Source organism: Erwinia rhapontici, assembly GCF_012271765.1.
GTDB classification, from domain to species: Bacteria; Pseudomonadota; Gammaproteobacteria; order Enterobacterales; family Enterobacteriaceae; genus Erwinia; species Erwinia rhapontici.
Genome location: NZ_VRKO01000016.1, coordinates 239,010 through 265,549, shown reverse-complemented (window position 1 = coordinate 265,549; position 26,540 = coordinate 239,010). Strand labels below are relative to the sequence as shown.

Below are 26,540 nucleotides of genomic sequence, written 5' to 3'. Positions count from 1 at the left end.
GCCCCGCAGCGGGCGAGGCGTGCCTCGCCCCTACAGCAATACCCGTAGGGGTCGGGCATGCGCGACCCTTGTTATTCCGCACCGGACGAGGCGTGCCTCGCCCCAACAACAATACTCGTAGGGGTCGGGCATGCCCGACCCTTGTTATTCCGCACCGGACGAGGCGTGCCTCGCCCCTGCAGCAATACCCGTAGGGGTCGGGCATGCCCGACCCTTGTTATTCCGCACCGGACGAGGCGTGCCTCACCCCTACAACGATCCCTGTAAAGGCTGATGATAACGCCCGCACGGCACGATCATCGGTGTATGTGATACCGGATCGTCAATCACCACGCTACTCATGCCAAACACCTGCCGCACCAGCTGTGCATCCACAATCTCAGCGGGTTTACCCTGGGCGATAATCTGCCCTTCCTTCATCACGATTAAGTGGTCGGCGTAACGACAGGCCTGATTCAGATCATGCAGCACCGCCACCAGCGTATGCCCGTGCTCCTGATTTAACTGACGGAACAGATCCAGCAGCTCAATCTGGTGGGCGATATCCAGCCAGGTGGTCGGTTCATCCAGTAACAGCAGCGGCGTCTGCTGCGCCAGCACCATCGCCACCCACACGCGCTGACGCTGGCCGCCGGACAGTTCATCCACGCTGCGCGCGGCCAGTTCACTGATGTTGGTGGCCTGCATTGCCGCCGCCACCGCCTCACGGTCGGCTTCACTCCACTGCTTCAGTAAGCTCTGATGTGGATAGCGTCCACGTGCCACCAGATCGGCCACGCTGATCCCCTCCGGGACAATCGCATGCTGTGGCAACAGACCCAGCTGGCGGGCAAGCGCTTTGGTGCCCATCTGATGAATATCATGACCATCAAGCAGCACCTGCCCGCTACGCGGTTTCAGCAGGCGGCACAGGGCGCGTAACAGCGTTGACTTGCCGCAGGCGTTAGGGCCAATAATCACCGTAAACTGGCGGTCGGGGATCTGCACGCTAAGCTCACTGGCGATCACTTTTTGATCGTAGGCCAGCGTCACGCCAGCGGCCTGAAGACGGGGGGATAAAGAAGTATCCATGATCAACGTCGTGACTCCCTGATAAGTAACCAGATGAGATAAACACCACCGATGCTGACGGTAACAGCCCCCACCGGCAGTTGTACCCCGTTAAACGCATGCTGAGCGATCACATCGGCCGTCAGCAACAACAGCGCCCCGGTGGTGGCGGCGGAAAAAAGCGGCACCGCGCTGGCACCGGTCAGGCGGCGGGCAATCTGCGGCGCGGCCAGCGCAATAAAGGCAATCGGCCCGGCGCTGGCGGTGGCAATTGCCGTGAGAATAATGCCGCACAGCATCAGCCACAGACGGCTGGACTCAGCATTCACCCCCAGCGCCCGCGCACTGTCGTCGCCCATTTCCATCAGTTGCAAACGGCGGCTGAGCGCCAGCGACACCATAATGGTCAGTGGCACCAGCAGCAGCGCAGGCTGCCCTTTCGCCCAGGTGATGCCGTTAAGCGATCCCGCCCCCCACAGCGCAGCACTCATGGCACTCTCCAGCGAGGCGCTGACAATCAGCCAGGTATTGAGCGCCGACAACACCGCGCCCACGCCAATCCCGACAATAATCAGGCGGAAACCCACAATCCCCTGGCGCCACGCCAGCAGATAAACCAGCGCCGCCGAACCAATACCGCCCACCAGCGCTCCGGCGGCAATCTGATAGTAGCTGCCGCCAAAGCCGATAATCATCACCAGCGCCCCGGTAAACGCCCCGGTATTAAAACCCACCACATCCGGGCTGCCGAGCGGGTTGCGGATCGCCGACTGGAAGATCGCCCCGCTGACGCCAAGGCCCGCCCCCAGCACCAGCGCCATCACCGCACGCGGTGCACGCCACTGTGCGATAACGGTCATAAATCCGCGAGGCCCTTCCCCCTGCAACGCCTGCCACACCTGCCCCGGGCTGATGCTCAGCGTGCCGTAGCACAGCGCAAACAGCGCCAGCAGTGCAGCGAGAACGATCAGCGTCAGGTTCGCCCACAGCACCCGGGACGCCAGGCGCAGATTGAGCCAGCCGTCAGCACGGCCGATCAGTAAGGTTTTACTGTGCATCCTGTCATCCTTAATGTTTGCGGCTACGGACTAACCAGATTAAGACTGGCGCACCGATCAATGCGGTGACAATCGACACCCGCAGCTCACCCTGTGCCATAAAACGCCCGGCAATATCGGCGGTCAGCAACAGCACCGGGGCCATGAGAAACGAATAAATCAGGATCCAGCGCTGGTCGGCCCCCACCCACCAGCGCGCAACATGGGGCACCATCAGGCCAACAAAACCAATGGGCCCCACCAGCGCCGTGGCCGATCCACACAGCAGCATCACCGACAGCAGCGCCAGCAGGCGCACCAGCAGCACCCGGGTGCCGAGCGCGGCGGCAATGTCTTCACCCATACTGAGACTGTTCAGTGAACGCGATGCCGCGAGTGCCAGCACCGCGCCGACGACTATCGCCGGGGCCACCAGCATCAGGTTCGCTGAGGAACGGATATCCAGCGTTCCCGCCTGCCAGAAGCGCAGCTGGTCAAAGGTCTGCGGATTAAGCAGCGACAGCGACGAAGTCAGCCCGCCCAATACCGCACTCAGTGCCACCCCGGCCAGCGTCAACCGTACCGGATTGACCCGGCCACCGCTCAGTGTGCCAATCGCCCAGACCGCCATGCTGGCAATCAGCGCGCCGCCCCAGGCAAAGCCAAGCCAGCCTGCCATGCCGCTGACGCCAAACAGGGTAATGCCAATCGCCATCGCGAAGCTGGCCCCGGCATTGACGCCGAGAATGCCGGGGTCTGCCAGCGGATTACGCGTCAGTGCCTGGATCACCGCCCCTGCGCCGCCCAGCGCCAGGCCTACGAGGATCCCGGCCAGCGTACGCGGCAGACGGGCATTGAGAATAATGATGCTATCGGCGTTAGTGATCTGGCCGGACAGACTCTGCCACACCAGGGCAGGCGCGATGGGTTTGGCCCCAAGCATCAGACTCGCCAGGCTGACCGCCGTCAGTAATATCAGACAGATGATGACACCCGCGCTGCGCGAAAGGCCTTGCGACAACGGAGCAGATGGGGGGGAAGCTTGCTGCAATGACATCCCTGAGAGATCCTCTTCATATGCAAATGAATATGAGTATTATTATCATTAACGTTACTAACCAAATATGTTACCATGCGCCCCGCCAGAAAAACATCGGCATCCTTACGCGCCGCACCGGACAGCATTCCGGCCGCCAGGCATTGAGCCCTATTAACTACATGGATACTCATGGCAAAGCCCTCCATTCTGCTTGATTTCAGCCTGCTGAAAAATAACGCCCATTTCCGCGCCATCTTTTGTGCCCGCATGCTGTCCGTGTTCTCACTCGGTATGCTGGCAGTCGGCGTACCGATTCAGATCCAGGCCATGACAGGCTCCACGCTTCAGGTGGGTGTGGCCGTGATGCTGGATGGCATCGGTATGTTTATCGGATTGATGCTGGGTGGCATCCTCGCAGACCGCCTCGATCGTCGTAAGCTGATTCTGTTTGCCCGTGGTACCTGCGGCATCGGCTTCGCGGCCCTCAGTCTGAATGCGTTTCTGCCGGAACCCTCTTTGTGGGCACTATATTTGCTGGCCGCCTGGGACGGTTTCTTCGGGGCGTTGGGGATGACGGCATTAATGGCGGTGATCCCGCTGCTGGTCGGGCGTGAGAACCTCGGCGCGGCCGGTGCGCTGAGTATGGTGACCGTACGTCTCGGGGCTATCCTCTCCCCGGCCATTGGCGGGGTGATTATTGTGGCGGGCGGCGTGGGCTGGGCCTTTGCCGTGGCGGCTGTCGGTACGCTGGCAACGTTAATCCCGCTGGTGCGTCTGCCGTCGATGAAGCCGGAAGTGCAGGAGCCGGAGCATCCGCTGCGCGCCCTGGCCAGCGGCGTTCAGTTTGTCTGCCAGCAGAAGGTGGTGGGTTCCGTGGTGCTGCTGGGCATGCTGGTGAGCATCGTCGGCGCGGTGCGTATTCTGTTCCCGGCGCTGGCTATCAGCTATCACGCTGACGCTTCGGCGATTGGTCTGATGTATTCCGCCGTGCCGCTGGGGGCCATGATTGGCGCCTTTACCAGCGGCTGGGTACCGGGTTATGCCCGTCCAGGTGTGCTGGTCCTGATCAGCGCCACCTGCGCGTTTCTGGCCATTGCCTCACTGGGGCTTTACAGCCACTTTATCCCGGCCCTGCTGGCACTGGTGGTGTATGGCTACTGCAACGCGATCGCTTCGCTGCTGCAATATATGCTGATTCAACACCATACCCCTGACGCTTTGCTCGGTCGCGTGAACAGTCTGGGCACCGCGCAGGATGTAACCGGGGATTCTGTCGGTGCTCTGGGATTAGGCGTGTTAGGTAAGCTGTTTACGCCAGTGGTGAGCGTACTGTCATTTGGCGCGGTGGCCGCAGGCGTAGCGCTGGTGCTGGCAAGCCTGGTCGGCACCTTGCGCCGGGCGACAATGTCACCGCCGGAGGAGGCAGGCCCGACTGATGAGCAGGACCCGGTGACCAATCCGTAACCGGGCATCATGCGACTAGCATGAAGAGTGCTGATGCCGGTGAAGAGCGTAATGAGGCCAGGTTCAGGTCATCATCCACAGGTCTTCACTGGCTGACCATCGGTTTCGTCATAGCAGGCGGGCACGACCTGCGTGATATCAATCGTTTCGCGGACCCGGCTAATATCGTACGTTGCCTGCATCGCCAGCCAGAGACGGGCCGCAATGCCCAGCCCGGCTTCCAGTCGTACCGCCATTTCAGGGGTAATAGCGGTTTTTCCTGCCGCCGCTTTGCTCAACGCCGAGGGGGATACCCCGAGGTTTCCGGCCAGCGTCCGCAGGCTGACGTTATAGTCCTCAAGATACTCGGTAATCAGGCTGCCGGGATGCGGGGGGGTCATCATAGCCATTAGTGGTAGTCCTCCAGATTAAGTATGTAAGCATCACCGTCTCTGAACTCGAAAGTGATACGCCAGTTGGCACGAACAGTAATGGCGTAAAGATACTGCCTGTCGCCTTTCAGCGGATGGAACCTGAAGCCAGGGTAGTTTCTGAATTCTTCTACCGACAGGGCTTCGTCAAGAACCAGCAGACGCGTTCTGATCCGTTCGGCATCTTTGGCCTGCACACCACTGGGATTTCCTGTTTCGAACAGTTTTTGCAATCCCTTATGCTTCCAGCTTTTGATCACGGCTAACACTCCTTGTTTCCTTCCGGGAAACAGTATAACAGTTGTTTCCCGGAAGGAAACAGCTTTCCCGGCACGATCCTCTGAATTGTATCGCGAGTAAACCCGGCCATCGCCGACTGACCAATAAGGCGATTCTCATCACACTTTTCAAAAAAGCCGCGTCTTGCCTGCGTCGAACCGTCAAGTTTCCCCCCTGCACGCCGTTAATCCGATCAGCATTTTCAAAATTCTATCCGCAGTCTGAATGACATTTCACTCTCACTTTTTTGCTGTGTCATCAAACCGGGTAGCTGAATCGATTCAATTACAATATATATTCTGCGCCATGCCGGTTTTCACGGCCGCTGGCTGACCTTCAAGTTGCCATTTTAGGGGTGTCCATTTATGCAATTCAAAAATACCACCGTACGAACTCAGCTCCTCCTCGGGTTCGGCGTGTTAGTGGTGATTGTGCTTGCCGTCGTTCTTCTCGCGATGAACGCCCTCAGCAATGCGAATGACCGATTCAAAACCCATGTGCAGCAGGTGGCGGCACGTGAGTCCTCCGTCAATCTTATTCTCAGCGGTGTGAAGGACAGTTCACTGAGTCTGTACGGTCTGGTGCTGGTCAGTGAGGCCGCCGACATTGAAGCCGGTAAAAAACAGGTGGCCGCAGCAGAAGAGAAAACCGCCGCAGCGCTGACTCAGTTACAGGCAGCCATCAAGCAGCACACTGACGTAACCGACCAGGATCGACAGTTTGTTTCCGCCATCGCACAGGCGGAAGAGGGGTATCGCCCCATTGCTCACCACATTGTTGAGTTAGCCCTGGCGGAGAAAAAGGCGGAAGCGATTGACCGTATGAACCGTGAATTACGCCCTCAGCTCACCACCTTATTGACCACGGCGAATCAGTACCTTAAATACAGCACCGAGCGCGCGGCGGAGAGTCTGAGTACCGCAGAGAGCGCCTATCAGCAAACGCGGATTATTTTCATCGCGATCAGCCTGCTGGCGCTGAGTCTGGCAGTGATTCTCGGTGCAATGATCATCCGCTCCCTGTTCCGTGCCTTAGGCGAAGAACCGGCCATTTTAGGTCAGGTCGTTCAGCGCATTGCTCAGGGCGACCTGAGCCAGGTTAACGGCGCGGTCACTGCCCCGGCCGGTAGCGTGCTGGCTGCCCTGGGTGAGATGCAGGAGAAATTGCATAACCTGATCAGCCAGGTGGCAAACTCGGCTGAGAGCATAGTTTCCGCGTCAGGTGAAATTACCCTGGGCAATGAAGACTTAAGCCGCCGCACCGAAGCGCAGGCCTCTTCACTGGAGCAGACCTCTGCCAGCATGGAGCAGTTAACCGCCACCGTGAAGCACAACGCCGATAATGCCCACCAGGGAAATCTGATGGCGACCAGTGCCTCTCAGGTGGCACAGCGTGGCGGCAATGTGGTCGAACGTGTGGTCAGCACCATGCACGACATTGCCAGCAGTTCCGGCAAGGTCACCCAGATTATTACCGTCATTGAAGGGATTGCTTTCCAGACCAACATCCTGGCGCTTAATGCGGCCGTGGAAGCCGCCCGCGCCGGTGAGCAGGGCCGTGGATTTGCCGTTGTGGCCGGTGAGGTTCGCATCCTCGCCCAGCGCAGTGCCACCGCCGCGAGGGAAATCAAAAACCTGATCGATGAGTCTGTCGAGCGGATCAATACCGGTTCTAAGCTTGTCGATGAGGCGGGTAGTACCATGCAGGAAGTGGTCAATGCGGTTAAGGGCGTTAACAGCCTGATGGCCGAAATCACCCTCGCCTCCAGCGAACAGCACACGGGTATCGATCAGGTGAATAAAGCCGTGGTCAATATGGACGAAGCCACGCAGCAAAATGCCGCCCTGGTGGAAGAGAGTGCCGCCGCTGCCGCCAGCCTTAAGCAGCAGGCTTATTTATTGCTGGAAGGGATCTCTGCGTTTGATATTTCACGTGCAGGCCGTCTCAACGATACAACAGCAGCGATGCGCTAAGGATCTGAGATGAAAATAACCTGTGCTTTTGCTCTCGCCGCGATGGTCAGTTCAGCGGCGTATGCCAGTAACGACAGCATCACTATTGGCCTGATCACTAAAACAGATACCAACCCCTTTTTCCTGAAAATGAAAGAAGGTGCCATGCTGGGCGCTACCGTGCATGGGGTGAAACTCCTGACGGCGGCAGGCAAAGAAGACGGCGATTATCCGGCGCAAATTCAGGCCATCCAGGAGATGGTGGCCGCAGGGGCGACCACTCTGCTGATCACCCCGAGCGATGCCAAAGCCATTGTGCCCGCACTGGATGAAGTGCGTGCCAAAGGGGTGCAGGTCATCGCACTGGACTCCCCGACCGATCCGATGACGGCGGTGGATGCGCTGTTTGGTACTGACAACTATAAAGCCGGGCAGCTGATTGGCGAATATGCCAAAGCCGCCATGCCGTTAAAATTTTCCGGACAGCCACTGAAGATTGCCATGCTGGATTTATCGCCCGGACATTTAGTCGGGGCAAGACGTCATAATGGTTTTATGAGCGGGCTGGGATTAGCGGCAGCAGGTGCCGACTCCAGTGAGCTGTCGGTCACCGCTGAAACCGTCTGTGCCGGTTTTTCTCAAGGCGCCGAGAAGGAAGGCTATGAGGTAATGGCCAGCTGCCTGAAAAGCCATCCTGATATCAACCTGGTGTATACCATCAACGAACCGGCCGCTGCCGGCGCGTACAAGGCCTTACAGGAAGCCGGTAAACAGGCGATGATCGTCTCGGTCGATGGGGGCTGTGCCGGAGTGAACAACGTGCGTTCAGGGAAGATTGCTGCCACAGCGCAGCAATATCCCTTAACCATGGCAGCGATGGGCGTTGATGCGGCGGTGGCTTACGCCCGGCACGGTAAGAAAGTGTCCGGGTATGTGGATACCGGTGTCACACTTATCGCGGATAAACCGATGCCCGGCCTGGCAAGCAAGGATACCCAGGCCGGGCTGAACGCCTGCTTTGGGGCGAAATAACGCGACAGCTTCCGGCGGACGTCGGTCAACCGGAAGCCATCACCGTTCAGCCGTCATCCCAGACGGCTGGCAATCAGGCGCAGCTGTTCGGCTATCTGTTTTAAATCCTGCTGCTGCTGACCGGCCGCTGACGTTGAGCTGCGCACCACCAGACGTGCGGGCAGAATGGAGGATGAGCGGCTGTGGTCATCATCGCTGGCCTGCAAAATACGCTGCACCGCCTCTTTTCCCTGTAAGTCCAGGTCCAGCGACACCGTGGTCAGCGACGGATGGAAAAACGCGCTCTCATACGTGTCATCATACCCCACCACGGACACCTGCCCCGGCACGGTTACGCCCTGCTGATGCAAGGCACTCAGCACGCCCAAAGCCATCTGATCGTTCCCCACCAGCAGCGCACTGAAGTGCGGGGTTTCACGCAGCAGCTGTAAGATGCCGCTGTAGCCGCTCTGCGCATCCCAGTTACCGTGAATGACGCTCACCGGGGCCAGCCGGTAGCTCTCCAGTGTCTCGAGCCAGCTCCTGAGCCGCAGCCGCGCCGAAACGGAGTGCGCTGGACCCGCCAGCAGCGCAAACTCACGGTGCCCCTGCTCGTAGAGGTATTTGACGCTGGCCCGGGTGCCATCCGCCGGGTTAAACGAAACGTTAAACACCGAACAATAAGGGTCGACGTCCAGGAACAGGCAAATAATGTCCTGGTTCTCTTCGACGATTCGCTCGGCACAGGCGGTATCCAGCGGAACGTTAATAATCACTTTGTCGACCAGCTGCGATTTCAGCTCGTTGATCGACTCCTGCAAACTTTGATTGACGTTCTCACCGATCATGGCGATCAGCACCTGATACTCCGCCGCGTTGGCGTAGCGCTTAATCGCCGCCGCCACCTGAGAAGGGGCATGGAGAGCCAGAGACGTGGTCACCAGACCGAGCGTGGTGCTCTGTTTTCCCACCAGCTGTTGCGCAAGGCGGTTAGGCACATAGCGCAGCTCCTCTATCGCCTTTGTTACCTTGCTGCGCGTACCTTCCGAAACGTTCGCAGACTTATTCAGCACCCTGGAAACCGTTTGATAAGACACCCCAGCGCGACGGGCGACATCTTCCAAGGTGGCACTCTTTGATTTCATGGTTCGCTTCCCTGTTTACAGATGGCCGGATTGTATCACAGTGCAAATGACGTTCAGGTTAAGTCGGTCACACTGTCAAAAACCCACAGTAAAGTCAGACGTTCACATACATAATTCGGTGATCAACTTCACCAATCGTTACAAATAACGGGTAAATACTTGCACTAAATCACACAATTTCGTTACTCCAATTGCTTCACGCTCATCGTGAGGCGTTTACTGTCGCCATCGTGTGAACGTATGACAAATATAAACAGAGGGTGACATGAACACAAGACTGACAGCGACCGCTGTGGCACTTGCCGCAGCACTGACTTCTCCTGCATTCGCAGCCATCGACAACATTGATTTCCACGGCTATCTGCGCGGCGGTGTGGGGGTTTCGCGCGATGGAGGCATGGAGGAGTGGCAAAAAAATAAGATTGGTCGTCTGGGTAACGAAGCCGATACCTACGGTGAAATCGAACTGGGCAGCGAAGTGTACAAAAAGGATGACGTCAGTTTCTATGTCGACTCAATGGTCAGCATGTTTTCCGACGGCTCCAACGATAATGAAACCACCTTCGGCGACGACGCCCAGTTCGGGCTGCGTCAGCTCAACCTGCAAATCAAAGGCCTGATCCCCGGGGATAAAAACGCCGTCATCTGGGGCGGTAAACGCTACTACCAGCGCCATGACCTGCATATCATTGATACCAAATACTGGAATATCTCCGGCTCCGGTGCCGGTATTGAAAACTACACCTTTGGCCCAGGCGCCGTCTCCGTCGCCTGGATACGCGGTGATGCCAACGATGTTGACTACCGTGCCGACGGCGATAACGACGTGAATATCAACTACCTCGATGTCCGTTACGCTGGCTGGAAGCCGTGGAACGGCGCATGGACAGAGTTCGGTGTGGACTACGCCATGCCGAACCCGACCAACAAACAGAAAGAGTACGGCGAACTGTATGACGCAGATAACGGCGTGATGGTCACCGGGGAAATCAGCCAGGATATGTGGGGCGGCTATCAGAAACTGGTGCTGCAGTATGCCAACAAAGGGCTGGCGCAGAATATGATCTCGCAGGGCGGCGGCTGGTATGACATGTGGAACGATACCCGTGATGCCAAAGGCTATCGCGTGATCAACACCGGCCTGCTGCCGATCACTGACCGCCTGTCGCTGAATCAGGTCGTGACCTGGGGTTCCGCCGATAACGTCACCGCGTTCACCGATAAAAGTACCCTGCTCTCCCTGGTCGGGCGCGCCCAGTACCAGTTTACCGACTATGTGCGCGGTATCGGTGAAGCCGGGACGTTTATGCAGAAAGATCAGAACAAAGACGGCAGCGACTACAAACAGGCCGGGCAGAAATATACCCTCGCGCTGGGCCTGGCCGCGGGTCCGGAATTTATGTCACGCCCGGAACTGCGCATCTTCACTTCTTACCTGAATGACTCCGAGCAGGGGAACAGCTTCCAGGACGGCACGGCCAGCAACACCTGGAACTTTGGTGTGCAGGTTGAAGCCTGGTGGTAATGCCCTGATCAACGCCTTCATCATCATTGGATAAGCACTGGATCGTTAATTTGGATAACCGTTACCGGTTATCCATTTTTTTTATGGCTGACGGAAATAGTGTGCTTCCATCAGCTGGCGCAGACGGTCAGAGCGCGTGCCAAAAATAGCATGCACTTCATGGCCCAGAATCACCACTCCCGTTGCCCCTGCCTGCTGTAATCCGCTGGCATTCACTGCCGCCACCGATTTCACCGTGACGCGCAGTCGCGTGAGGCAGGCATCCACCTGCACGATATTCTCGCGCCCGCCAAAGCAGCCCATTAACTGATCCAGCAGCGCACACTCCGCTGCGTCGGCTTCCTCCGGGGTTTCCTGCCGGCTGAAGTAATGCTTAAACGATTTCAGACTGACCATATACCTCTCCTTTCAGACATAAAAAAAGCGGGCTTGCGCCCGCTGGTGAACAGCTGTTTACAGCGGCGCGCGCAGCACGCGGCAGCCCCACGGCGGCATGATCTGCTCGCCGGAGAGCGGCACACCGTCAATCAGATCGCTGATACCCGCAGGCAGCGTGACCGTCTGCGCCTGCGCCGTGAAGTTTTGCAGGAAGATAAAGCTGGACTCGCCGTCGGTGCGGCGATGCGCGGTCACCCCCGGAGGCAGGTCCACCGCCAGCGCACGTGGCAGCGCCAGCCTGGCAATCAGTGCACCGTAGAAATCCCGATGGAAAGCCTGGTCATTACGTGAGGCGATATACCAGGCCTGCCCGGCGCCCACGGCGTTAACGGTGACCGCGGGTTGGCCGGCATAAAAATCGCTTTGGTAAACGGCCAGCGCGGTTGCCCCTTCCAGATGAATATGTTCGCACAGCTCACGGGCCTGATAGCTGCCGCGAAGGCCCAGCATGTTGCCTTCGACAGCACATACGCCGTTGGTTTCGTCGTCCGTCAGGCTGTCGATCTCTTCCGCCCAGATCCCCAGCAGCGGCCGCAGCGGCCCCGGGAAACCGCCCAGATGGCAGAGGTCGCTTTCATTGACCACGCCCGTCCAGTAGCTGGCGACAAACTGCCCGCCCTGGCGCAGATGTTGCTCCACGCGGGCGGCAAAGCCGTCGCGCACCATATACAGCATCGGGGCGATCACCAGCGCATACCCGCTGAGGTCAACATCGGCATTGATCACGTCTACTGCCACGCCCTGCTCCCAGAACGTGCGGTAGTGTTCGGCCACCGTGCGCTCATAGTGCAGGCCGGTATTGCGCGGCCCCTGGGCATTGTCCATCGCCCAGCGGCTTTCCCAGTCGAAAACGATCGCCACTTTCGCGTCAACGCGGCTACCCTGCACCGGGGCCATTGCTGCCAGCATCCGACCCAGTTCGCTGACTTCGCGGCCAATACGGGTATCCAGATGCCCGACGTGGTCAATCACCGCACCGTGGAACTTCTCCACCGAGCCGCGGCTTTTACGCCACTGGAAATACTGCACCGCATCCGCCCCGTGGGCCACGGCCTGCAATGAAGAGAGAATGTGCATCCCCGGTTTTTTCAGCTTGCTGGTGGGCTGCCAGTTGGTCGCCCCCGGCGTCGACTCCATCAGCACAAACGGCTGCCCCTGTTTCAGGGTGCGCATCAGGTCGTGATACATGGCGGTATAACAGGCCAGCGTGGTTTCATCCTGCTCGTTATGCCAGGTCGGGTAACTGTCCCAGGAGATAAAATCGAGCGGCTGCGACAGCTTCCAGTAATCGTAGTCGTAGAAATACTCCATAAAGTTGGTGGTGGCAGGCAGGTCCGGGTTGGCCGCTTTCAGCGGTTTGATCTCTTCGATACAGAAGTCGGTGACCTGATCGGTCATAAAGCGCCGCCAGTCGAGATTCAGCCCGTGAATCGACATTTCCCCCTGCGGTGCAGGGGAAACCACCTGCGACCAGTCGCTGTAGGTATGGCTCCAGAAATCACTCCACCAGGCGTGGTTAAGCTGCTCCAGGGTGCCGTAGCGGCGCTGCAACCAGCCGCGAAAGGCCTGCTGGCACTGCCCGCAGTGGCACTCGCCGCCGTATTCGTTGGAAATATGCCAGCCGATCACCGCCGGATGGTGCGCATAGCGCGCCGCCAGTTGGCTGTTGATCGCCCGAACTTTTTGCCGGTACAGCGGCGAAGTCATGCAGTGATTATGCCGCCCGCCGTGCAGCGCAGGCACGCGATCGCGCCCGGTGCGCAACACTTCCGGGTACTTTTGCGACATCCACGCCGGGCGCGCGCCGCTGGGCGTGGCCAGAAACACCCGAATCGACCGCTGATGCAGTTTTTCAATCACGTCATCCAGCCAGCCGAAGTCATAGCGCCCCTCTTCCGGCTCCAGTTTCGCCCAGCTGAAGATGCCAACCGACATCACATTGCAGTTCGCCTGCTGCATCATCGCGACGTCATCATCAATGATGCCCGGGGTATGTTGCCACTGTTCCGGGTTGTAATCCGCGCCGTGCAGCAGCGTGTTGACCCCGGCAAAGAGCGGTGGAAATCTAGTCATTGCGGTTCCTCTGAGGTGTCAGTGACACCGGCCCTCAGGCCTGTAAATTAATGAAATACCTGAATTGACGGCAGCACGTTGCCCTGGCAGTCAAACAGCGCCTGGTTTTCACGGGCGTTGCCCTGCTTCCACTCGTCGTGGATATACTTCATGCCTTCCGGCGTCGCCCAGGTGTTACCCGGCACGGCAATCCACGTCGGTTCCCAGTAGACCACGCCCTTACCGCGGTGATTCGGCACCGCCAGCACCGCCTGCATCAGGTCGTGCAGATAGGCCGCCTGCCCCTCAACGGTGGCCGGGTAGCCGCCATCTTTCTCTTCCTTCGCCTGGAAACTGTTTTCGGCGCTGTCGCAGTTTTTCAGCGTGTATGCATAGGCCGCTTCCACCACCATCACGTCTTTCTGATAGCGCTGGCTGATATCGTCCATATTGGCTTTCAGGGCGCTAATCGGGCCGTTCCAGTAGGTGTACATCGACAGACCAATCACATCGAACGGCACCTGACGGCGGGTGATCTCATCGAACCACCAGCGGAACATGTCATTTTTGGTGCCTTCAGCCAGGTGCAGCATGATTTTGACCTGGCCCGGATCGCTGAGGTTTTCCCGCACGCCCGTGATGCCCGCTTTCAGCAGGCCCGCCAGACGGTCAAACTCCCCACCGTTCTGCCCCCAGCTTTTCCCTTCCGGCCACAGCATGCCGCCGTTCAGCTCGTTGCCAATCTGGACGATATCCGGCAGCACGCCCTCGGCTTTGAAGCGGGCAAGGGTGTCGCGTGTGTAGTCATGCACGCGCGTTTCCAGCTGCGGGAAAGTCAGTTTTTCCCAGGCTTTCGGTTTGAACTGCTTACCCGGGTCGGTCCAGAAATCACTGTAGTGGAGGTCCAGCAGGATCTGCATCCCGGCGGCTTTGGCACGTTTCGCCAGCGCCAGGGTAGTGGGCAGGTCGTTGGTGCCACCCCCGTAGGCTTTGCCGTTGCTGTCATAGGGGTCAACCCACAGGCGCAGGCGAATAGTATTGATGCCGTTGGCTTTCAGGATGGCAATCGGGTCCTGTAGCTGGTGATGGGCGTTGTAAAATTTCACCCCCTGCTTTTCCAGTTCCGGCAGCGTGGAGATATCAGCCCCTTTGACAAAATCGGCCGGCACCGGGCCGATGGAACGAATAACGTCCGGATTTGCGGCGAAGAGAGGCGTCGCCCAGGCCATTGCCAGGGCGAGTAACAGCGTTTTAGGTGTCATGGTTTATCCCTTTGTACTTCCTGAGGTCAGGCCGGAAACGAAGTATTTTTGCAGCGCCAGATAGAGCACGGCGACCGGTACGGCAATCAGCACTGCCCCGGCGGCGTAAGTGGTGTAGCTGGCCCCCATTTTCTGCGAGACCAGGTTGTACAGCCCGATGGGCAGCGTGAACTGATCCGGGCTGCGCAGAATGGTGCTGGAAAGAATGAAGTCCCCCAGCGGGCCGGTGAAGGAGAACAGCGCCACCACCGCCAGAATCGGCTTCGAAAGCGGCATGATGATCTCGATAAAGATACGGAAGTTCCCTGCCCCGTCCATGCGCGCTGACTCATCCAGGTCCTTTGGAATCGCGTCCAGGTAACCCTTCATCAGATAGGTGTTCATCGGGATCATGCCACCAACGTAGATCAGCACCAGCGCCAGATGGCTGTTGATCAATCCCAGCAGCTGCGACAGCACAAAGATGGCAATCAGTGCCGAGAACTGCGGGATCATCTGCAACAGCAGAAACAGCATCAGACCGTTCTGCCGCCCCTTAAAGCGAAAGCGCGAGAATGCATACGCGGTGCAGCTCACGCTGATTAAGGTCAGCACCATGGTAAAGAAACTGATTTTCATCGAGTTCCAGTACCACGTCAGGTACGGCACCGTGCCGTTAAACAGGTCGCGGTAGTGCTGTAACGATGCGTTCTCAGGAATAATCGAACTACTCAGCAGACTGTTGCCCGCATTCAGCGACGCCCCGACCGTCCACACCAGCGGGTAGATAATGATGGTCGAGACCACCAGAACCACCAGCCAGGTGAGCGACAGACGCAGCCATTTTTCACGTTTAATACTGACTGACTTCGCCATAACGGTTCCCTTACGCCATCTCATCTTGTTTAAACGATTTGGTGGCGCGGAACTGCCACAGCGCCAGACCGACCACAAAGATCGACAGCAAAATCGTAATGGTTGCGGCAATCGCATACTGCGATGACGACATGGTCAGCTTGTAGATCCACGACACCAGAATATCGGTGCCGCCTGCGTTTGACCCTGCCACCGCCGGACCGCCGTTGTTAAACAGGTAGATAATGTTGAAGTTGTTAAAGTTGAAGGTGTACTGCGTGATGATGATGGGCGCAATGGCGTACATCACCAGCGGCAGAGTGATGGTTTTCAGACGCGTCCAGGGCCCGGCACCGTCCATCATCGCCGCTTCATACAGATCGTCAGGGATCGCCTGCAATACGCCGGTCGTCATGGCGAACACAAACGGGAAGCCCAGCCAGGTCTGCATCATAATCAGTGCGGTTTTGGTCCAGAACGGATCGGTCATCCATGCTTTCGGCGCAATGCCGAAGAAATCGAGGATCGCATTGTTAATCACGCCAAAACTGTCGTTAAACATGCCGGCAAACACCAGGATAGTGACGAAGCCCGGCACCGCCCACGGCAGGATAAAAATGGTGCGGATCAGCGGTTTAAAACGCAGGTCTTTCTGGTTCACCAGAATCGCCAGCATCACACCCACTGAACATTGCAGCGTGGTGGCCAGCAGCGTCCAGACCACGGTCCATTGCAGCACGTCGAAGAAGGTCGAACGCCAGATCGACAGGGTGAAGATATTGACGAAGTTTTTCAGCCCCACCCAATCCACCAGCTTCGCGGGCGGCGTGTGGTAGAGGTTATAGTTGGTAAAGGCGATGGCGAACCCAAACAGGATCGGGAACACCACCACAAACACCAGCAGGAAAAACCCCGGCGTGATCATCAGGTACGGGAACCCCTCTCGCAGCAGCAGCTGATACTGCTTACGCACCCCGTGCAGCGGTTTGCCTTCGTCACGGCGGCAGCCGTTCAGCCAGGCATCGCGCAGCGACAGTCCCCATATCGTCAGGCCAAAGGCGATAATCAGGACGCTGATAATGCCTTCTGCCAGCAAAAAGATGGAGTTATCGCGGGGGACTTCTTCCCCCAGCGTTGCCAGCCCCCACAGCCCGTGCTGGAGGAAGTTATGAAACACACCGTAAAAGCTGGTCAGCAGGATCAGATAGCAGAGCCCTTTTGCCCACTGGCGGTGGTAAAACTGGCCAAAACCGGGTAACAGCGCCAGCAGCACGCCTGCCAGAGCATGCTGGCGTGAGCGCTTGTGCAGCGTCAGTTTTTCACTGGGGGAAATCATCACAGCCTTTTCCTTATTTATTCAAACCGCGAGCGGCAGGGGCTTACTGGTTGCTGGCCTGCATCGCTTCAATCTGCATGGCAATCTGCTTCACCGCATTATCCAGTGCGACCTTTGGCTCCTGCTTGCCTGTCACGCTCAGCTCCAGTGCCGCATTGGCCGGGCCCCACACTTCCTGCATCTCCGGCACACCCGGCATCGCAACGGCACGCGCCGCCTGCACCGCCACCGCATTGGCTTTTTCATCGTTTTTAATCAGCGGGTCATTCATCAGGGCGACGACCGGCGGAATTTCCTGCGTTTTCTGGAAGCGCTCTTTCACATACTGCGGCTGGTTAATAAACTGGATAAACTGCTGCGCCAGCGTTTTATCTTTGCTCCAGGTGGACACCACATAGCCTTTTACGCCGAGGAAGGAGCTCATGGGTTTGCCGTTAGGCAGCTCAGGCAACGGCGCCACGCCATAGTTGATGCCTGCCGCCTGGTAAGGCTGGAATGCCCAGGGACCATTGATCACCGCCGCCGCTTTTTTCTCGGTAAACAGGGAGTCGATGGCGTTCAGACCGTTGTCACCGAGGATGCCGCTGGGCAGCAGCCCCTGGGTGAAGAAACTCTTGAGATAGCTGACCGCGTCTACGCTGCCCGGTGTGTTCAGCCCGATGTCCAGGGTGTTGAGCCCGCCCTTACCGTCCTGGCCAAAGATATAACCGCCCATCGGGGCGATAGCCCCCCAGCTGTAATAAATCTGGTCAAATTTTGCCAGCAGGCCATACTGCTTCGCTGCGCGCTGCTTCTGCGAGAAGGCGCGGTACTCATCCAGCGTTTTCAACGGCTGCGGCAGCAGGTCTTTGTTATAAATCAGCACCAGGGTTTCGACGGCTTTTGGCACGCCATACACCACTTTATTCTGAATAAACGCGGCCATCGCTGATGGGGTATAGGCCGCCTGCTGTGTTGCATCGAGGGCCAGCGGTGACAGCAGTCCCTGCACCACTGCGCTGCCCAGCTGGTCATTAGGGATCACCAGCACGTCCGGGCCAATCCCCGCCGGGCCATCAAGACGCAGCTTCTCTATCTGCTGGGCAAAGGGCATTTCCTGCACTTTGACTTCAACGTTGTATTGCTTCTGAAAATCAGCAATCGCCGTTTTGATACCTTCGGATTTTTTAATATCTTCCCAGACGGTAAGTTGCTGCGCTGCGTGTGCAGCCTGCCCCAGAGCCAGAGCAGACAGAAGCAGAGTGATGCCGGTTTTGACTTTCATTGCTGACCTCATGTGAACGTATAACATTTAACTGTTTTTCAATCCGCTGAATTTCTGACCTACACATCGCAAGCCCCATATAACGTCACTTGCAGAAGGGAGAGTGTCACAGCGCGTGATGTCATACGCTACGCGGAACAGCGTCACTCCTCCACCCTGTTCTCGCTAATATGTGATCAATATTACAGAAATCAAAATCGACTCTAGGGTGCTCTGCATCAGGGGTTTATAGTCAGGCCAGACACCACAAGGGTTAGCGTGTCACAACATAAATTGTAATACGTAATACATTTATTATTTAAATCCCCCTTTCGATGAGGTTCCGCATGTCCAGCATCAGACTGAGAAACGTGTCCAAGCGTTTTGGTAAAACAGAAACGCTCAATAATATTCATCTGGATATTGAAGACGGTGAGTTCACCGTCTTCGTCGGTCCCTCTGGCTGTGGTAAGTCCACCCTTCTGCGGTTGATTGCCGGGCTGGAAGAGGTCAGTGATGGCGAGATCCTGATTGGCGATGAGCTGATGAACGATGTGGCGCCCGCCCATCGCGGCGTGGCGATGGTGTTTCAGTCCTATGCGCTTTATCCGCATATGACGGTGGCCGAAAATATGGGTTACGGGCTGAAAGTGAACGGGGTGGCGAAAGAGAAGATCCGCCATCAGGTGGAGATGGTGTCGAAAACCCTGCAACTCTCCCACCTGCTTGAACGCAAACCCAAAGAGCTTTCCGGCGGCCAGCGCCAGCGCGTGGCGATTGGACGGGCCATCGTGCGTAATCCGCAGGTCTTTATGTTTGATGAGCCGTTGTCAAACCTGGACGCCGAGCTGCGCGTCGATATGCGTCTGCATATCGCCAAACTGCACCAGGAGCTGAAAACCACCATGGTGTATGTGACCCACGACCAGATTGAGGCGATGACGCTGGCGGATAAAATCGTGGTGATGAACTACGGCAAGCTGGAGCAGGTGGGGTCACCCATGGAACTGTATTACAACCCGGTGAACCGCTTTGTCGCGGGCTTTATCGGTTCACCCAAGATGAATTTCCTGCCTGCACGCGTGCAGCACTGCAGCGTTCAGGGGCTGATCGTTACTGTGAATGAGGGGGCGAACACGCTGACGTTGCCTGCACCTGCACGCCTGTTGCAGCCGGGTGAGGAACTGACGCTGGGTATCCGTCCTGAGCATCTGCGCATCAACAGCGATGCGCCGTTACAGCTGGATTTTCACTGTGAGGTGGTCGAGCGGCTGGGTAACAATACCTATCTGTTCGGGCAGATTTACGGCTATGACGGCTTTAAGATGCTGCTGCCGGGTGATGTGCATTTCCGCCCTTATCAGATGCTGCGCCCCGCGTTCTATCCGCACCAGTGTATGGTGTTTGATGGCGACGGGCTGCGCATCAGCGCCGATATCCCCTTACCGCAGGACCAGGCAGCCATGACGGGATGACCGGAAAAGAGGGTCACCCCGCTTCGCGTAACGGTAGCTAACCCGTTACGTTATTAAGATACAAGTGGCCGCCCCCTAAGAGATCCCCACAAAAATGAATGGCTGATCATTCGGCTTCAGGTCTGAGGCCAGTTTGAGCACGCCGGATCGGCAAAAGACGCATCCATGCGGGCCTCGGCACGCGGCGTCCCTGCCGCGTGACGTCCGGCTTACCTCAAACTGGCCCCATCCCCGCAGAACGTCTGCTCGCTGCGGGTATTACAACCCCCACCACGTGACAGTCTCTGCGGATTGATTTGAATCAGGGTTTTGGATCTGGGTTTTGACCTGGCTTTTGACGTTGAGGCGGCATTCAGCAGCGCTGAGGAAGCACAGTGAACCAGGACGAACCGCCAGGACGGCGGTGAGAGGGAGAGCCGGCACAGGGATGTGCCGTCACGACCGCTCCGTCGGTGAACGAAGCTGACGATGGCACCCGCTGAAAGCGGGCGATGCGCCTGCCGCAAGCCCGGATTCCAAAGGGCGGGGCGACTGCCGCCCTTTGGTCGCTTCGCCCGCGCAGCGGGAAAGCGAAACGCCCTTGACGTTGACGTTGACCTGAACCTGGACCATCGTGCAGACCAGCGTCACTGGTCGCCCCTCTGTTCCCGTTTCATCCGCTGACAATCAGAACCAGGCTTCCCACATCGCACCGACGTTAAAGGAGTCGAGCTGCGTATTATCATCGTTGCCGTTGATACGTGCGGTACGCTTGTTATCCACTTCGCCCCCCGTGACGTAGAAGCGCAGCATCGGACGGAACTCCGGCCCCATATCAATGGAGACGTTCTGCGACAGCGTCAGCTTCCAGCCGTGGTTATCGCCGCCCTGATCGTAATCAACACGCTGATAACCCGCTTCCAGCCAGGTGGAGTGCACATCGTTCCACCAGTACATCGGGCGCACGATTGCCCCGTAGTTACGGCGATCATCCGTGTTATCCGCTTTATTCGCGTAGTCGTGGAAGGCCAGCAGATACTCCACCTGCGCCTGCTGCGTGAACTTGTAGTTCCCTTCAAAGCTGGCATAGATCGCCGTCAGCTCGTCGGTTTTATTAAACACGCTGTTATCAGCGTTGTTGGAGTAACGGGTGATCACTTTGTTCACGCCGTTTTCGCCTGTGTGGCTCAGGACCACACCGCCCTGCCAGGCTTTCAGACGCTCTTCACTTTCCACCGCCTTGGAATCAAAGCCGTAGTTGGCGTACAACTCCAGATCCAGCGGGCCGACCTTCATGCCGTGGATTTTGGAGGTGACCGCATAGTTACCTTTGTCGCCGGTGCCCGAACCACCGGTACAGCTGATGCGTGACGGGTTGCCACCGTCGTCCATCACTTCAGGATTACAGGACTCTACAGCGGCTACTGTCGCCACATCAAACTTCACGCCGCCGAGTTCGAAGTTTTTCACCCCCGCACCCTGCCCATCATGGTTCATCCAGAAGTAGTCGTTAATCCCCTGCTGTGGACGCTGGTGGAAATCGCGTCCGGCCCACAGATACGCATTGGGGTTCGACTCGAACAGATTCGTGACGCCCGCATAGGCTTTTTTGAGGTTAACCTCATCGCCCCAGTGATCGATCATCACGTTAACGTCCCAGATTGCGCCGTTATCGCCTTTAAAGGCTTTGGAAAGCTGGAACTCACCGCCATTGCCTTCATTGCCCAGACGGCCTATCGCAGAAGAACCATTATAGGAACCGTCGACGCCGACAAACTTCTGGTCACCCCCCTGGAACTGTGCACCGTAGCGAGCGTAGCCCGTGAACTGCACGCCAAACGGAATTGCCTTGTCAGGCGACTGCGCCGTGGTTTGTGGCTCAGTGATCACATCCGCTTTTTTAGCCATGGCACTGTCGGCTTTGGCCTGACGTTCTGCCAGGGCTTTATCGACGGCAGTGTCTATTTTGACCTGACGTTCGGCTAACGCTTTATCCACGGCTCGCGCCACGATGGCGTCGATTTGTGCCTGAGTAAATTCTTGTGCAACGACGGATCCAGAACAAAGGGCTGCCATGACCGCCAGCGTCAAGGGCAATTTTTTAAATATTTTCATAATTATCTCAATATTACCCAGCCGTGGTCTTTGCGCGTCACAATGCCGCGCAAAGACGTGTGCGTGAGCGATGTTATTTTGGATAATAACTGTCTTGTTATGATTTAAATAATACCAACCCCACTACCATAACCAGCAGTTTATTGATAATACACAGAGGTAAAGACGGATTAATATATTCTGGTAATTAATTTCCTCACTGAATGTTTGATTCTATCGCTGATAGAGATGGATAATTTCTTCGGATAATTCACGGGCCAGTAAGGAGGTCATCAGATGATCCTGCGCATGCACCATAATCAAGGTCATCGGCTGCCGGGCTTCTCCGGCATCCTGCTCGATCAGTTTGGTTTGCATCTGATGGGCCTGCCGCGAAAAGCCATCCGCTTCCTGCAACAGGGCTTTCGCCCGGGTAATATCCCCACCACGCGCGGCATGCAGGGCTTCAAAGCACAGGCTGCGCGACTGTCCGGCGTTGACGATGATCTCCATCACTGCCTCTTCTAAATCAATCATCATTATCCCCTTCTTCATTAAATCCATGACGGGCGGCGGTGCGGGCAAACCACTCTCCGCTTTTTTTCACCGTGCGCTGCTGCGTGGCTAAATCGAGCTGTACGAAGCCGTAGCGATTTTTATAACCGTTGCACCATGACCAGTTATCAATAAAGGTCCACATGTGGTAACCGAGGCAATGACTCCCTTCACTGATGCCTTTATGCAGCCACTTCAGATGCTCAGATACAAATTCAATGCGGTAGTGGTCATTAATCTGGCCGTCATCAACAAATCGTTGTTCATTTTCCACGCCCATGCCGTTCTCGGAAATAAAGCAGCGCGGGTTACCATAATTCACACGTAAATTAGTCAGAATATCGTAAATACCCGGCTCATAGATTTCCCAGCCGCGATACGGATTCATTTTACGACCGGGCATCTCGTAATTATCAAATAACCACTCTGGCATAAATGGCGATTGCAGATTCACGGCGCTGTCCCGGCACTTGACGCGGCGCGGCTGGTAATAGTTAATCCCCAACAGGTCGATCTTACCGTCAGCGATTAACGCCCGGTCCCCCGGCTGGCAAGCCGGAAGCTGATCGTAGCTTTGCAGCAGGACCATCAGATCGGCCGGATACTCGCCGCGCAACACCGGGTCAAGGAAGCTGCGGTTAAACAGCAGGTCGGCATGGTGGGCCGCTTTCACATCCGCCGGGTTCTGCGAACGCGGATAGGACGGCGTCAGATTCAGCACAATGCCAATTTCCCCCGGGTACTGCCCGGCACGAAATGCACGCACTGCCTGCGCATGGGCCAGCACCGTGTGGTATGCAGCGGTCGCTGCCCGCTTAAAGTCCACTACGTTCGGGTAATGGAAGTCGTAAAGATATCCCCCTTCCACCGGGACAATCGGCTCGTTGAAGGTGAACCAGTGCAGCACGCGGTCACCGAACAACTCAAAGCAGAGGTTCGCATAGCGACTGAAAGCCGCCACCACGTCCCGGCTTTCCCAGCCACCCTGCTGCTGCATCGCCATCGGCATATCAAAATGGAACAGGGTGATAAATGGCTGGATCCCCTGCGCCAGCAGTTCATCAATCACGTTGTTATAGAACGCCACCGCTTCCAGGTTAACCTCTCCCGTGCCGTCCGGTATCAGACGGGACCAGCTCAATGAGGTACGGAAACTGTTGTGGTTGAGCTGCTTCAGCAGGGCAATATCGTCACGCCAGTGCTGGTAAAAGGTCGAGGTATCCTGCGGCCCCACCTGCTGGTGAAAACGCGTTGGCTGTTGGCGGTACCAGGCATCCCAGGTGGTTTCCCCACGAGCGGGCTGGCTTTCCCCTTCGGTTTGCAGCGCAGAGCTGGCGCTGCCCCACCAGAAGTCTTTGGGAAATTGATATTTCATCGTTGTGTTCTCCATGATGTTCAGTTGCTGCTGACGGTGCCGCTTAACGGTGCGCTGGCCTGGGCTTTCTGCTCTTCGGTTTTCATTAACGAGCGCTCATAGGCGCGCAGGAATGGCAGGTACATCAGGGCCGACATCACCATACAAATCAGACACATCACTACCGGACTGAACGCCCAGTTAGCTGCCCAGGAAGCCCCGATTGGCGCGGGAGTGGTCCACGGCGTCAGCGACACCACCTGCGCCAGCCAGCCCAGTTTGGTCGCGCCATACGCCAGGCAGGCGTTGATCATCGGCACGCAGATAAACGGGATGAACAGCATCGGATTCATAATGATCGGTGCACCGAACAGGATAGGTTCATTGATATTGAAGAAGCTGGGCACCACGCCCATTTTGCCGATGGTACGCAGATGAGTCACGCGGCTGCGCAACAGCAGGAAAGCCAGAGGCAGTGTTGAACCCACACCGCCGATCAGCAGGTAGTGATCCCAGAAGCCCTGTAAATAGATATGCGGTAACGCCGCTCCGGCGGCCAGCGCAGCCTGGTTGGCCGACAGGTTCGCCATCCAGAACGGGTTCATAATCCCGGTCACAATCAGGGCACCGTGGATACCGGCGAACCAGAAAATCTGGCACAGCAGCACCGACAGCAGGATCGCAGGCAGTGAATCCGATGCCGACACCAGCGGCTCCAGCAGGTGCATAATCGCCTGCGGCATAATCATGCCGGTTTGCGCTTCAATAAACAGATTCAGCGGATGCAGCGTGCCCATCACCACCACCACCGGGATCAGGATTTCAAAGGAGCGCGCCACCCCGGTGGGTACTTCTTTTGGCAGGCGAATGGTAATGTTGTTCTGCTTCAGCCAGGCATAGACGCGCGTCGAGTAGATCGCGGTGATCAACGCGGTGAAAATACCCTGCCCGGAGAGATACTGCGTGGAGATATGACCATCCGCATAAGGGGCCGCCACCAGCAGAAATGCCATAAACGCCAGCAGACCGGACATCACCGGGTCAAGATTAAACTGCCGCCCAAGGCTGGCACCAATCCCGACAGAGATGAAGAAGGTCATCACCCCCATGCTCAGGTTAAACGGCAGCATCAGCTGTTCACGGTAGGACAGTGAAAAATCCAGCCAGCCACGCGCAAAGCTGTTGGTGGTATCCGCCGAAAAGGGCGGGAAGATAAACACCAGCATAAACGAGCCGATGATCATAAACGGCAGCGCGGCAGTGAAGCCATCACGGATGGCGATAACGTATTTTTGCTGACCCAGACGCCCCGCCAGCGGGGTGATGGATTGCTCGATAACGGCAATCATTGACTGATATAGCGAACTCATATGAACACCCTTTAGTTTGCTGCGTTAATCAACGACAGCGCGAAGTCCAGCACCTTGTCACCGCGCTGCATGCCGTAATCCATCGGATCGATGGGTTGAACCGGAATACCCTGCGTGGCAGCCTTTTCTGACAGTGTTTTCAGCATATATTTAACCTGTGGCCCCAGCAGCACCACCTGATAACGGGGAAACTGGGTATCGAACTCTGCGACGCCATACGCCTCAATGTCCACCTCCAGCTCTCTTTCATTGGCGGCCTCCACCATTTTTCTCACCAGCATACTGGTGGACATCCCGGCAGAGCAGCACAGCATAATCCTCACCATAATCCGTTATCCTCGAAATGTAATAGAACGTAAATGTGGAAACGATTGGACACCATACGGAAACCGTTTTCCATTTAAGGAAAACAAAAATGTGATACTCATCATAAACGCAGGTGTTAAAGGGTTTTTTCCTGGATTCCCATCACAAAAATGCGGTCTATATGGACAGTTTTGAGGTGATATGGAAAATCGGTTTCCATGAAAATGCAAAGCCGCTATACTGGCAGTGGCGATATTTTGCGCCATTCTTGCGGTATTTTTTGCAGGCTGTTACCGGGTGTCAGGGGAGAAAAATGTCAACAATCAACGATGTATCGCGTTTAGCTGGGGTGTCTAAAGCCACAGTATCACGGGTGTTGAGCGGATCGCGCGGAGTGAAAGAAGCCAGTCGCCTTGCGGTGCTGAAAGCAGCCGAAGAACTCAGCTACCGGCCAAATGTTATCGCGCAGTCACTACTGTCGCAGTCGACGGGCTGCATTGGCGTGATCTGCGCACAGGAGAATATTAACCAGACCACCGGTTATCTCTATGCACTGGAAAAACACCTCAGCCAGCATCAAAAGCATCTGCTGCTGCGTTTCGCCAACAGCAAAACGGGCGTGATGAATGCGCTGGATGAACTCTCCTGCGGCCTCTGTGATGATGTATTGATTATCGGCGCACGTTTCCCGCTGAATATTACGGATGACAACGTCATCCTGATTGACTGTGTCGCTGCCGACACGCCAAACAGCATCCAGTTTGACCATGCGTTTGCCGCAGAGACCGCCTGTAATTATCTGATCAGCCAGGGCCGCCGTCAGATTGCCCTGATCCATCCGGAGGCCAGCGGTCATACCGATCAGGTGCTGCTGGGCTATAAGCTGGCGCTGGAAAACAACTTTTTGCCGTTTAACCGCAATCTGGTGTTTATGGATTCCACCACCTCGTCCGTTGCGGTACAGGTGCTGCTGAATAACGCCACTACCGTTAATTTCAACGCCCTGCTGGTGGCTGACGAGCAGGAAGCACAGCGGGTGATCGGCCAGCTGCAGGCGTTTAATAAAACCGTACCGGGTGACATTATGATCTTCAGCCTTGCCGGTTCGCTGGATCTGCCGGGCATTCCGTCCATTCCTTCGATTGAATACTCCATGGATGCGATGGCAGCACGTATCGTCAGCTGGCTGACAGAGAAAACCCGCGACATGCTGGGTGCATGCGTGCTACGCGGGGATTTGATTATTCCTGATAGCCGGAAACGCTAAGAAATAAACAGCCTGTTTGCGAGAAAGAACGCTGATACCTTGCAATATAAATGTAAAAAAATG

The 26,540-nt window shown here is 56.8% G+C and carries 23 protein-coding genes; 6 read left to right on the top strand and 17 right to left on the bottom strand.

All coding sequences use genetic code 11. From position 1 onward, the window contains the following. Positions 1-249: 249 nt before the first annotated feature. Genes FVB43_RS18135 through fepD form a run of 3 tightly spaced genes read right to left on the bottom strand, consistent with a single transcriptional unit; the run spans position 250 to position 3,144 of the window. Positions 250-1,071, bottom strand: coding sequence for an ABC transporter ATP-binding protein (locus FVB43_RS18135; RefSeq protein ID WP_133843081.1), 822 nt, complete (start codon positions 1,069-1,071; stop codon positions 250-252). A 2-nt stretch (positions 1,072-1,073) separates the two neighbouring features. Next, positions 1,074-2,108, bottom strand: coding sequence for an iron-enterobactin ABC transporter permease (gene fepG, locus FVB43_RS18130; protein WP_133843079.1), 1,035 nt, complete (start codon positions 2,106-2,108; stop codon positions 1,074-1,076). A gap of 10 nt (positions 2,109-2,118) precedes the next feature. Continuing rightward, positions 2,119-3,144, bottom strand: coding sequence for a Fe(3+)-siderophore ABC transporter permease (fepD, locus tag FVB43_RS18125; protein ID WP_167864445.1), 1,026 nt, complete (start codon positions 3,142-3,144; stop codon positions 2,119-2,121). A gap of 171 nt (positions 3,145-3,315) precedes the next feature. Between fepD and entS the strand changes: the two genes are divergently transcribed. Beyond that, positions 3,316-4,590 carry an enterobactin transporter EntS gene (gene entS / locus FVB43_RS18120; RefSeq protein WP_167864444.1) on the top strand — a complete coding sequence of 425 codons (1,275 nt, stop codon included), beginning with the start codon at positions 3,316-3,318 and terminating at the stop codon, positions 4,588-4,590. A gap of 71 nt (positions 4,591-4,661) precedes the next feature. Here the strand turns inward: entS and FVB43_RS18115 are convergent, their stop codons facing one another. Both FVB43_RS18115 and FVB43_RS18110 read right to left on the bottom strand, forming a co-directional pair. After that, positions 4,662-4,979 carry a HigA family addiction module antitoxin gene (locus FVB43_RS18115; protein ID WP_133843073.1) on the bottom strand — a complete coding sequence of 106 codons (318 nt, stop codon included), beginning with the start codon at positions 4,977-4,979 and terminating at the stop codon, positions 4,662-4,664. After that, entirely contained in the window at positions 4,979-5,260 is a 282-nt protein-coding gene (locus FVB43_RS18110; RefSeq protein ID WP_133843476.1) for a type II toxin-antitoxin system RelE/ParE family toxin, read from the bottom strand. Before FVB43_RS18110 ends, FVB43_RS18115 begins: the two co-directional genes overlap by 1 nt. Positions 5,261-5,644: 384 nt before the next feature. On the opposite strand from FVB43_RS18110, the gene FVB43_RS18105 reads away from it, so the two are divergent. Both FVB43_RS18105 and FVB43_RS18100 read left to right on the top strand, forming a co-directional pair. Beyond that, positions 5,645-7,252 carry a methyl-accepting chemotaxis protein gene (locus FVB43_RS18105; RefSeq protein ID WP_167864443.1) on the top strand — a complete coding sequence of 536 codons (1,608 nt, stop codon included), beginning with the start codon at positions 5,645-5,647 and terminating at the stop codon, positions 7,250-7,252. 9 nt (positions 7,253-7,261) lie between these two features. After that, a complete protein-coding gene (locus FVB43_RS18100) occupies positions 7,262-8,263 on the top strand; it encodes a substrate-binding domain-containing protein (protein WP_167864442.1) in 1,002 nt (333 codons plus the stop codon). A gap of 53 nt (positions 8,264-8,316) precedes the next feature. On the opposite strand, the gene FVB43_RS18095 is transcribed toward FVB43_RS18100, so the two are convergent. Beyond that, positions 8,317-9,387 carry a LacI family DNA-binding transcriptional regulator gene (locus FVB43_RS18095; protein ID WP_167864441.1) on the bottom strand — a complete coding sequence of 357 codons (1,071 nt, stop codon included), beginning with the start codon at positions 9,385-9,387 and terminating at the stop codon, positions 8,317-8,319. Between the two features lie 265 nt (positions 9,388-9,652). Here FVB43_RS18095 and FVB43_RS18090 point away from each other — a divergent pair, with 265 nt between their 5' ends. Then, a complete protein-coding gene (locus tag FVB43_RS18090) occupies positions 9,653-10,912 on the top strand; it encodes a maltoporin (RefSeq protein ID WP_133843065.1) in 1,260 nt (419 codons plus the stop codon). 81 nt (positions 10,913-10,993) lie between these two features. On the opposite strand, the gene FVB43_RS18085 is transcribed toward FVB43_RS18090, so the two are convergent. Genes FVB43_RS18085 through FVB43_RS18060 form a run of 6 tightly spaced genes read right to left on the bottom strand, consistent with a single transcriptional unit; the run spans position 10,994 to position 18,098 of the window. After that, positions 10,994-11,308: a PTS sugar transporter subunit IIB gene (locus FVB43_RS18085; protein ID WP_133843063.1), complete on the bottom strand. Its 315-nt coding sequence runs from the start codon at positions 11,306-11,308 to the stop codon at positions 10,994-10,996. A 57-nt stretch (positions 11,309-11,365) separates the two neighbouring features. Continuing rightward, positions 11,366-13,423, bottom strand: coding sequence for a beta-galactosidase (locus FVB43_RS18080; RefSeq protein ID WP_167864440.1), 2,058 nt, complete (start codon positions 13,421-13,423; stop codon positions 11,366-11,368). Between the two features lie 47 nt (positions 13,424-13,470). Beyond that, positions 13,471-14,631 carry a glycoside hydrolase family 53 protein gene (locus FVB43_RS18075; RefSeq protein WP_374760125.1) on the bottom strand — a complete coding sequence of 387 codons (1,161 nt, stop codon included), beginning with the start codon at positions 14,629-14,631 and terminating at the stop codon, positions 13,471-13,473. Positions 14,632-14,667: 36 nt separating this feature from the next. Continuing rightward, entirely contained in the window at positions 14,668-15,519 is an 852-nt protein-coding gene (locus FVB43_RS18070; RefSeq protein WP_133843057.1) for a sugar ABC transporter permease, read from the bottom strand. A 10-nt stretch (positions 15,520-15,529) separates the two neighbouring features. Further along, positions 15,530-16,834: a carbohydrate ABC transporter permease gene (locus FVB43_RS18065; protein WP_167864749.1), complete on the bottom strand. Its 1,305-nt coding sequence runs from the start codon at positions 16,832-16,834 to the stop codon at positions 15,530-15,532. Between the two features lie 43 nt (positions 16,835-16,877). Then, a complete protein-coding gene (locus FVB43_RS18060; protein WP_167864439.1) occupies positions 16,878-18,098 on the bottom strand; it encodes an extracellular solute-binding protein in 1,221 nt (406 codons plus the stop codon). 326 nt (positions 18,099-18,424) lie between these two features. On the opposite strand from FVB43_RS18060, the gene FVB43_RS18055 reads away from it, so the two are divergent. Continuing rightward, on the top strand, positions 18,425-19,552 hold the full coding sequence (locus FVB43_RS18055; RefSeq protein ID WP_133843051.1) for an ABC transporter ATP-binding protein: 1,128 nt from the start codon (positions 18,425-18,427) through the stop codon (positions 19,550-19,552). 666 nt (positions 19,553-20,218) lie between these two features. On the opposite strand, the gene FVB43_RS18050 is transcribed toward FVB43_RS18055, so the two are convergent. From FVB43_RS18050 to FVB43_RS18030, 5 genes are all read right to left on the bottom strand, one after another. Continuing rightward, the gene (locus FVB43_RS18050; protein ID WP_167864438.1) at positions 20,219-21,646 is read right to left on the bottom strand and encodes a carbohydrate porin; all 1,428 of its coding nucleotides are present in this window, start codon (positions 21,644-21,646) and stop codon (positions 20,219-20,221) included. A gap of 213 nt (positions 21,647-21,859) precedes the next feature. Then, positions 21,860-22,162: a PTS lactose/cellobiose transporter subunit IIA gene (locus FVB43_RS18045; protein ID WP_133843474.1), complete on the bottom strand. Its 303-nt coding sequence runs from the start codon at positions 22,160-22,162 to the stop codon at positions 21,860-21,862. Next, on the bottom strand, positions 22,155-23,555 hold the full coding sequence (locus FVB43_RS18040) for a glycoside hydrolase family 1 protein (protein WP_167864437.1): 1,401 nt from the start codon (positions 23,553-23,555) through the stop codon (positions 22,155-22,157). The genes FVB43_RS18045 and FVB43_RS18040 overlap by 8 nt, the downstream gene beginning before the upstream one ends. A gap of 20 nt (positions 23,556-23,575) precedes the next feature. Continuing rightward, positions 23,576-24,904, bottom strand: coding sequence for a PTS sugar transporter subunit IIC (locus FVB43_RS18035; protein WP_167864436.1), 1,329 nt, complete (start codon positions 24,902-24,904; stop codon positions 23,576-23,578). An 11-nt stretch (positions 24,905-24,915) separates the two neighbouring features. Further along, positions 24,916-25,230: a PTS sugar transporter subunit IIB gene (locus tag FVB43_RS18030; protein ID WP_159337024.1), complete on the bottom strand. Its 315-nt coding sequence runs from the start codon at positions 25,228-25,230 to the stop codon at positions 24,916-24,918. Positions 25,231-25,523: 293 nt separating this feature from the next. Here FVB43_RS18030 and FVB43_RS18025 point away from each other — a divergent pair, with 293 nt between their 5' ends. Then, a complete protein-coding gene (locus FVB43_RS18025) occupies positions 25,524-26,477 on the top strand; it encodes a LacI family DNA-binding transcriptional regulator (protein ID WP_133843041.1) in 954 nt (317 codons plus the stop codon). Positions 26,478-26,540 lie beyond the last annotated feature (63 nt).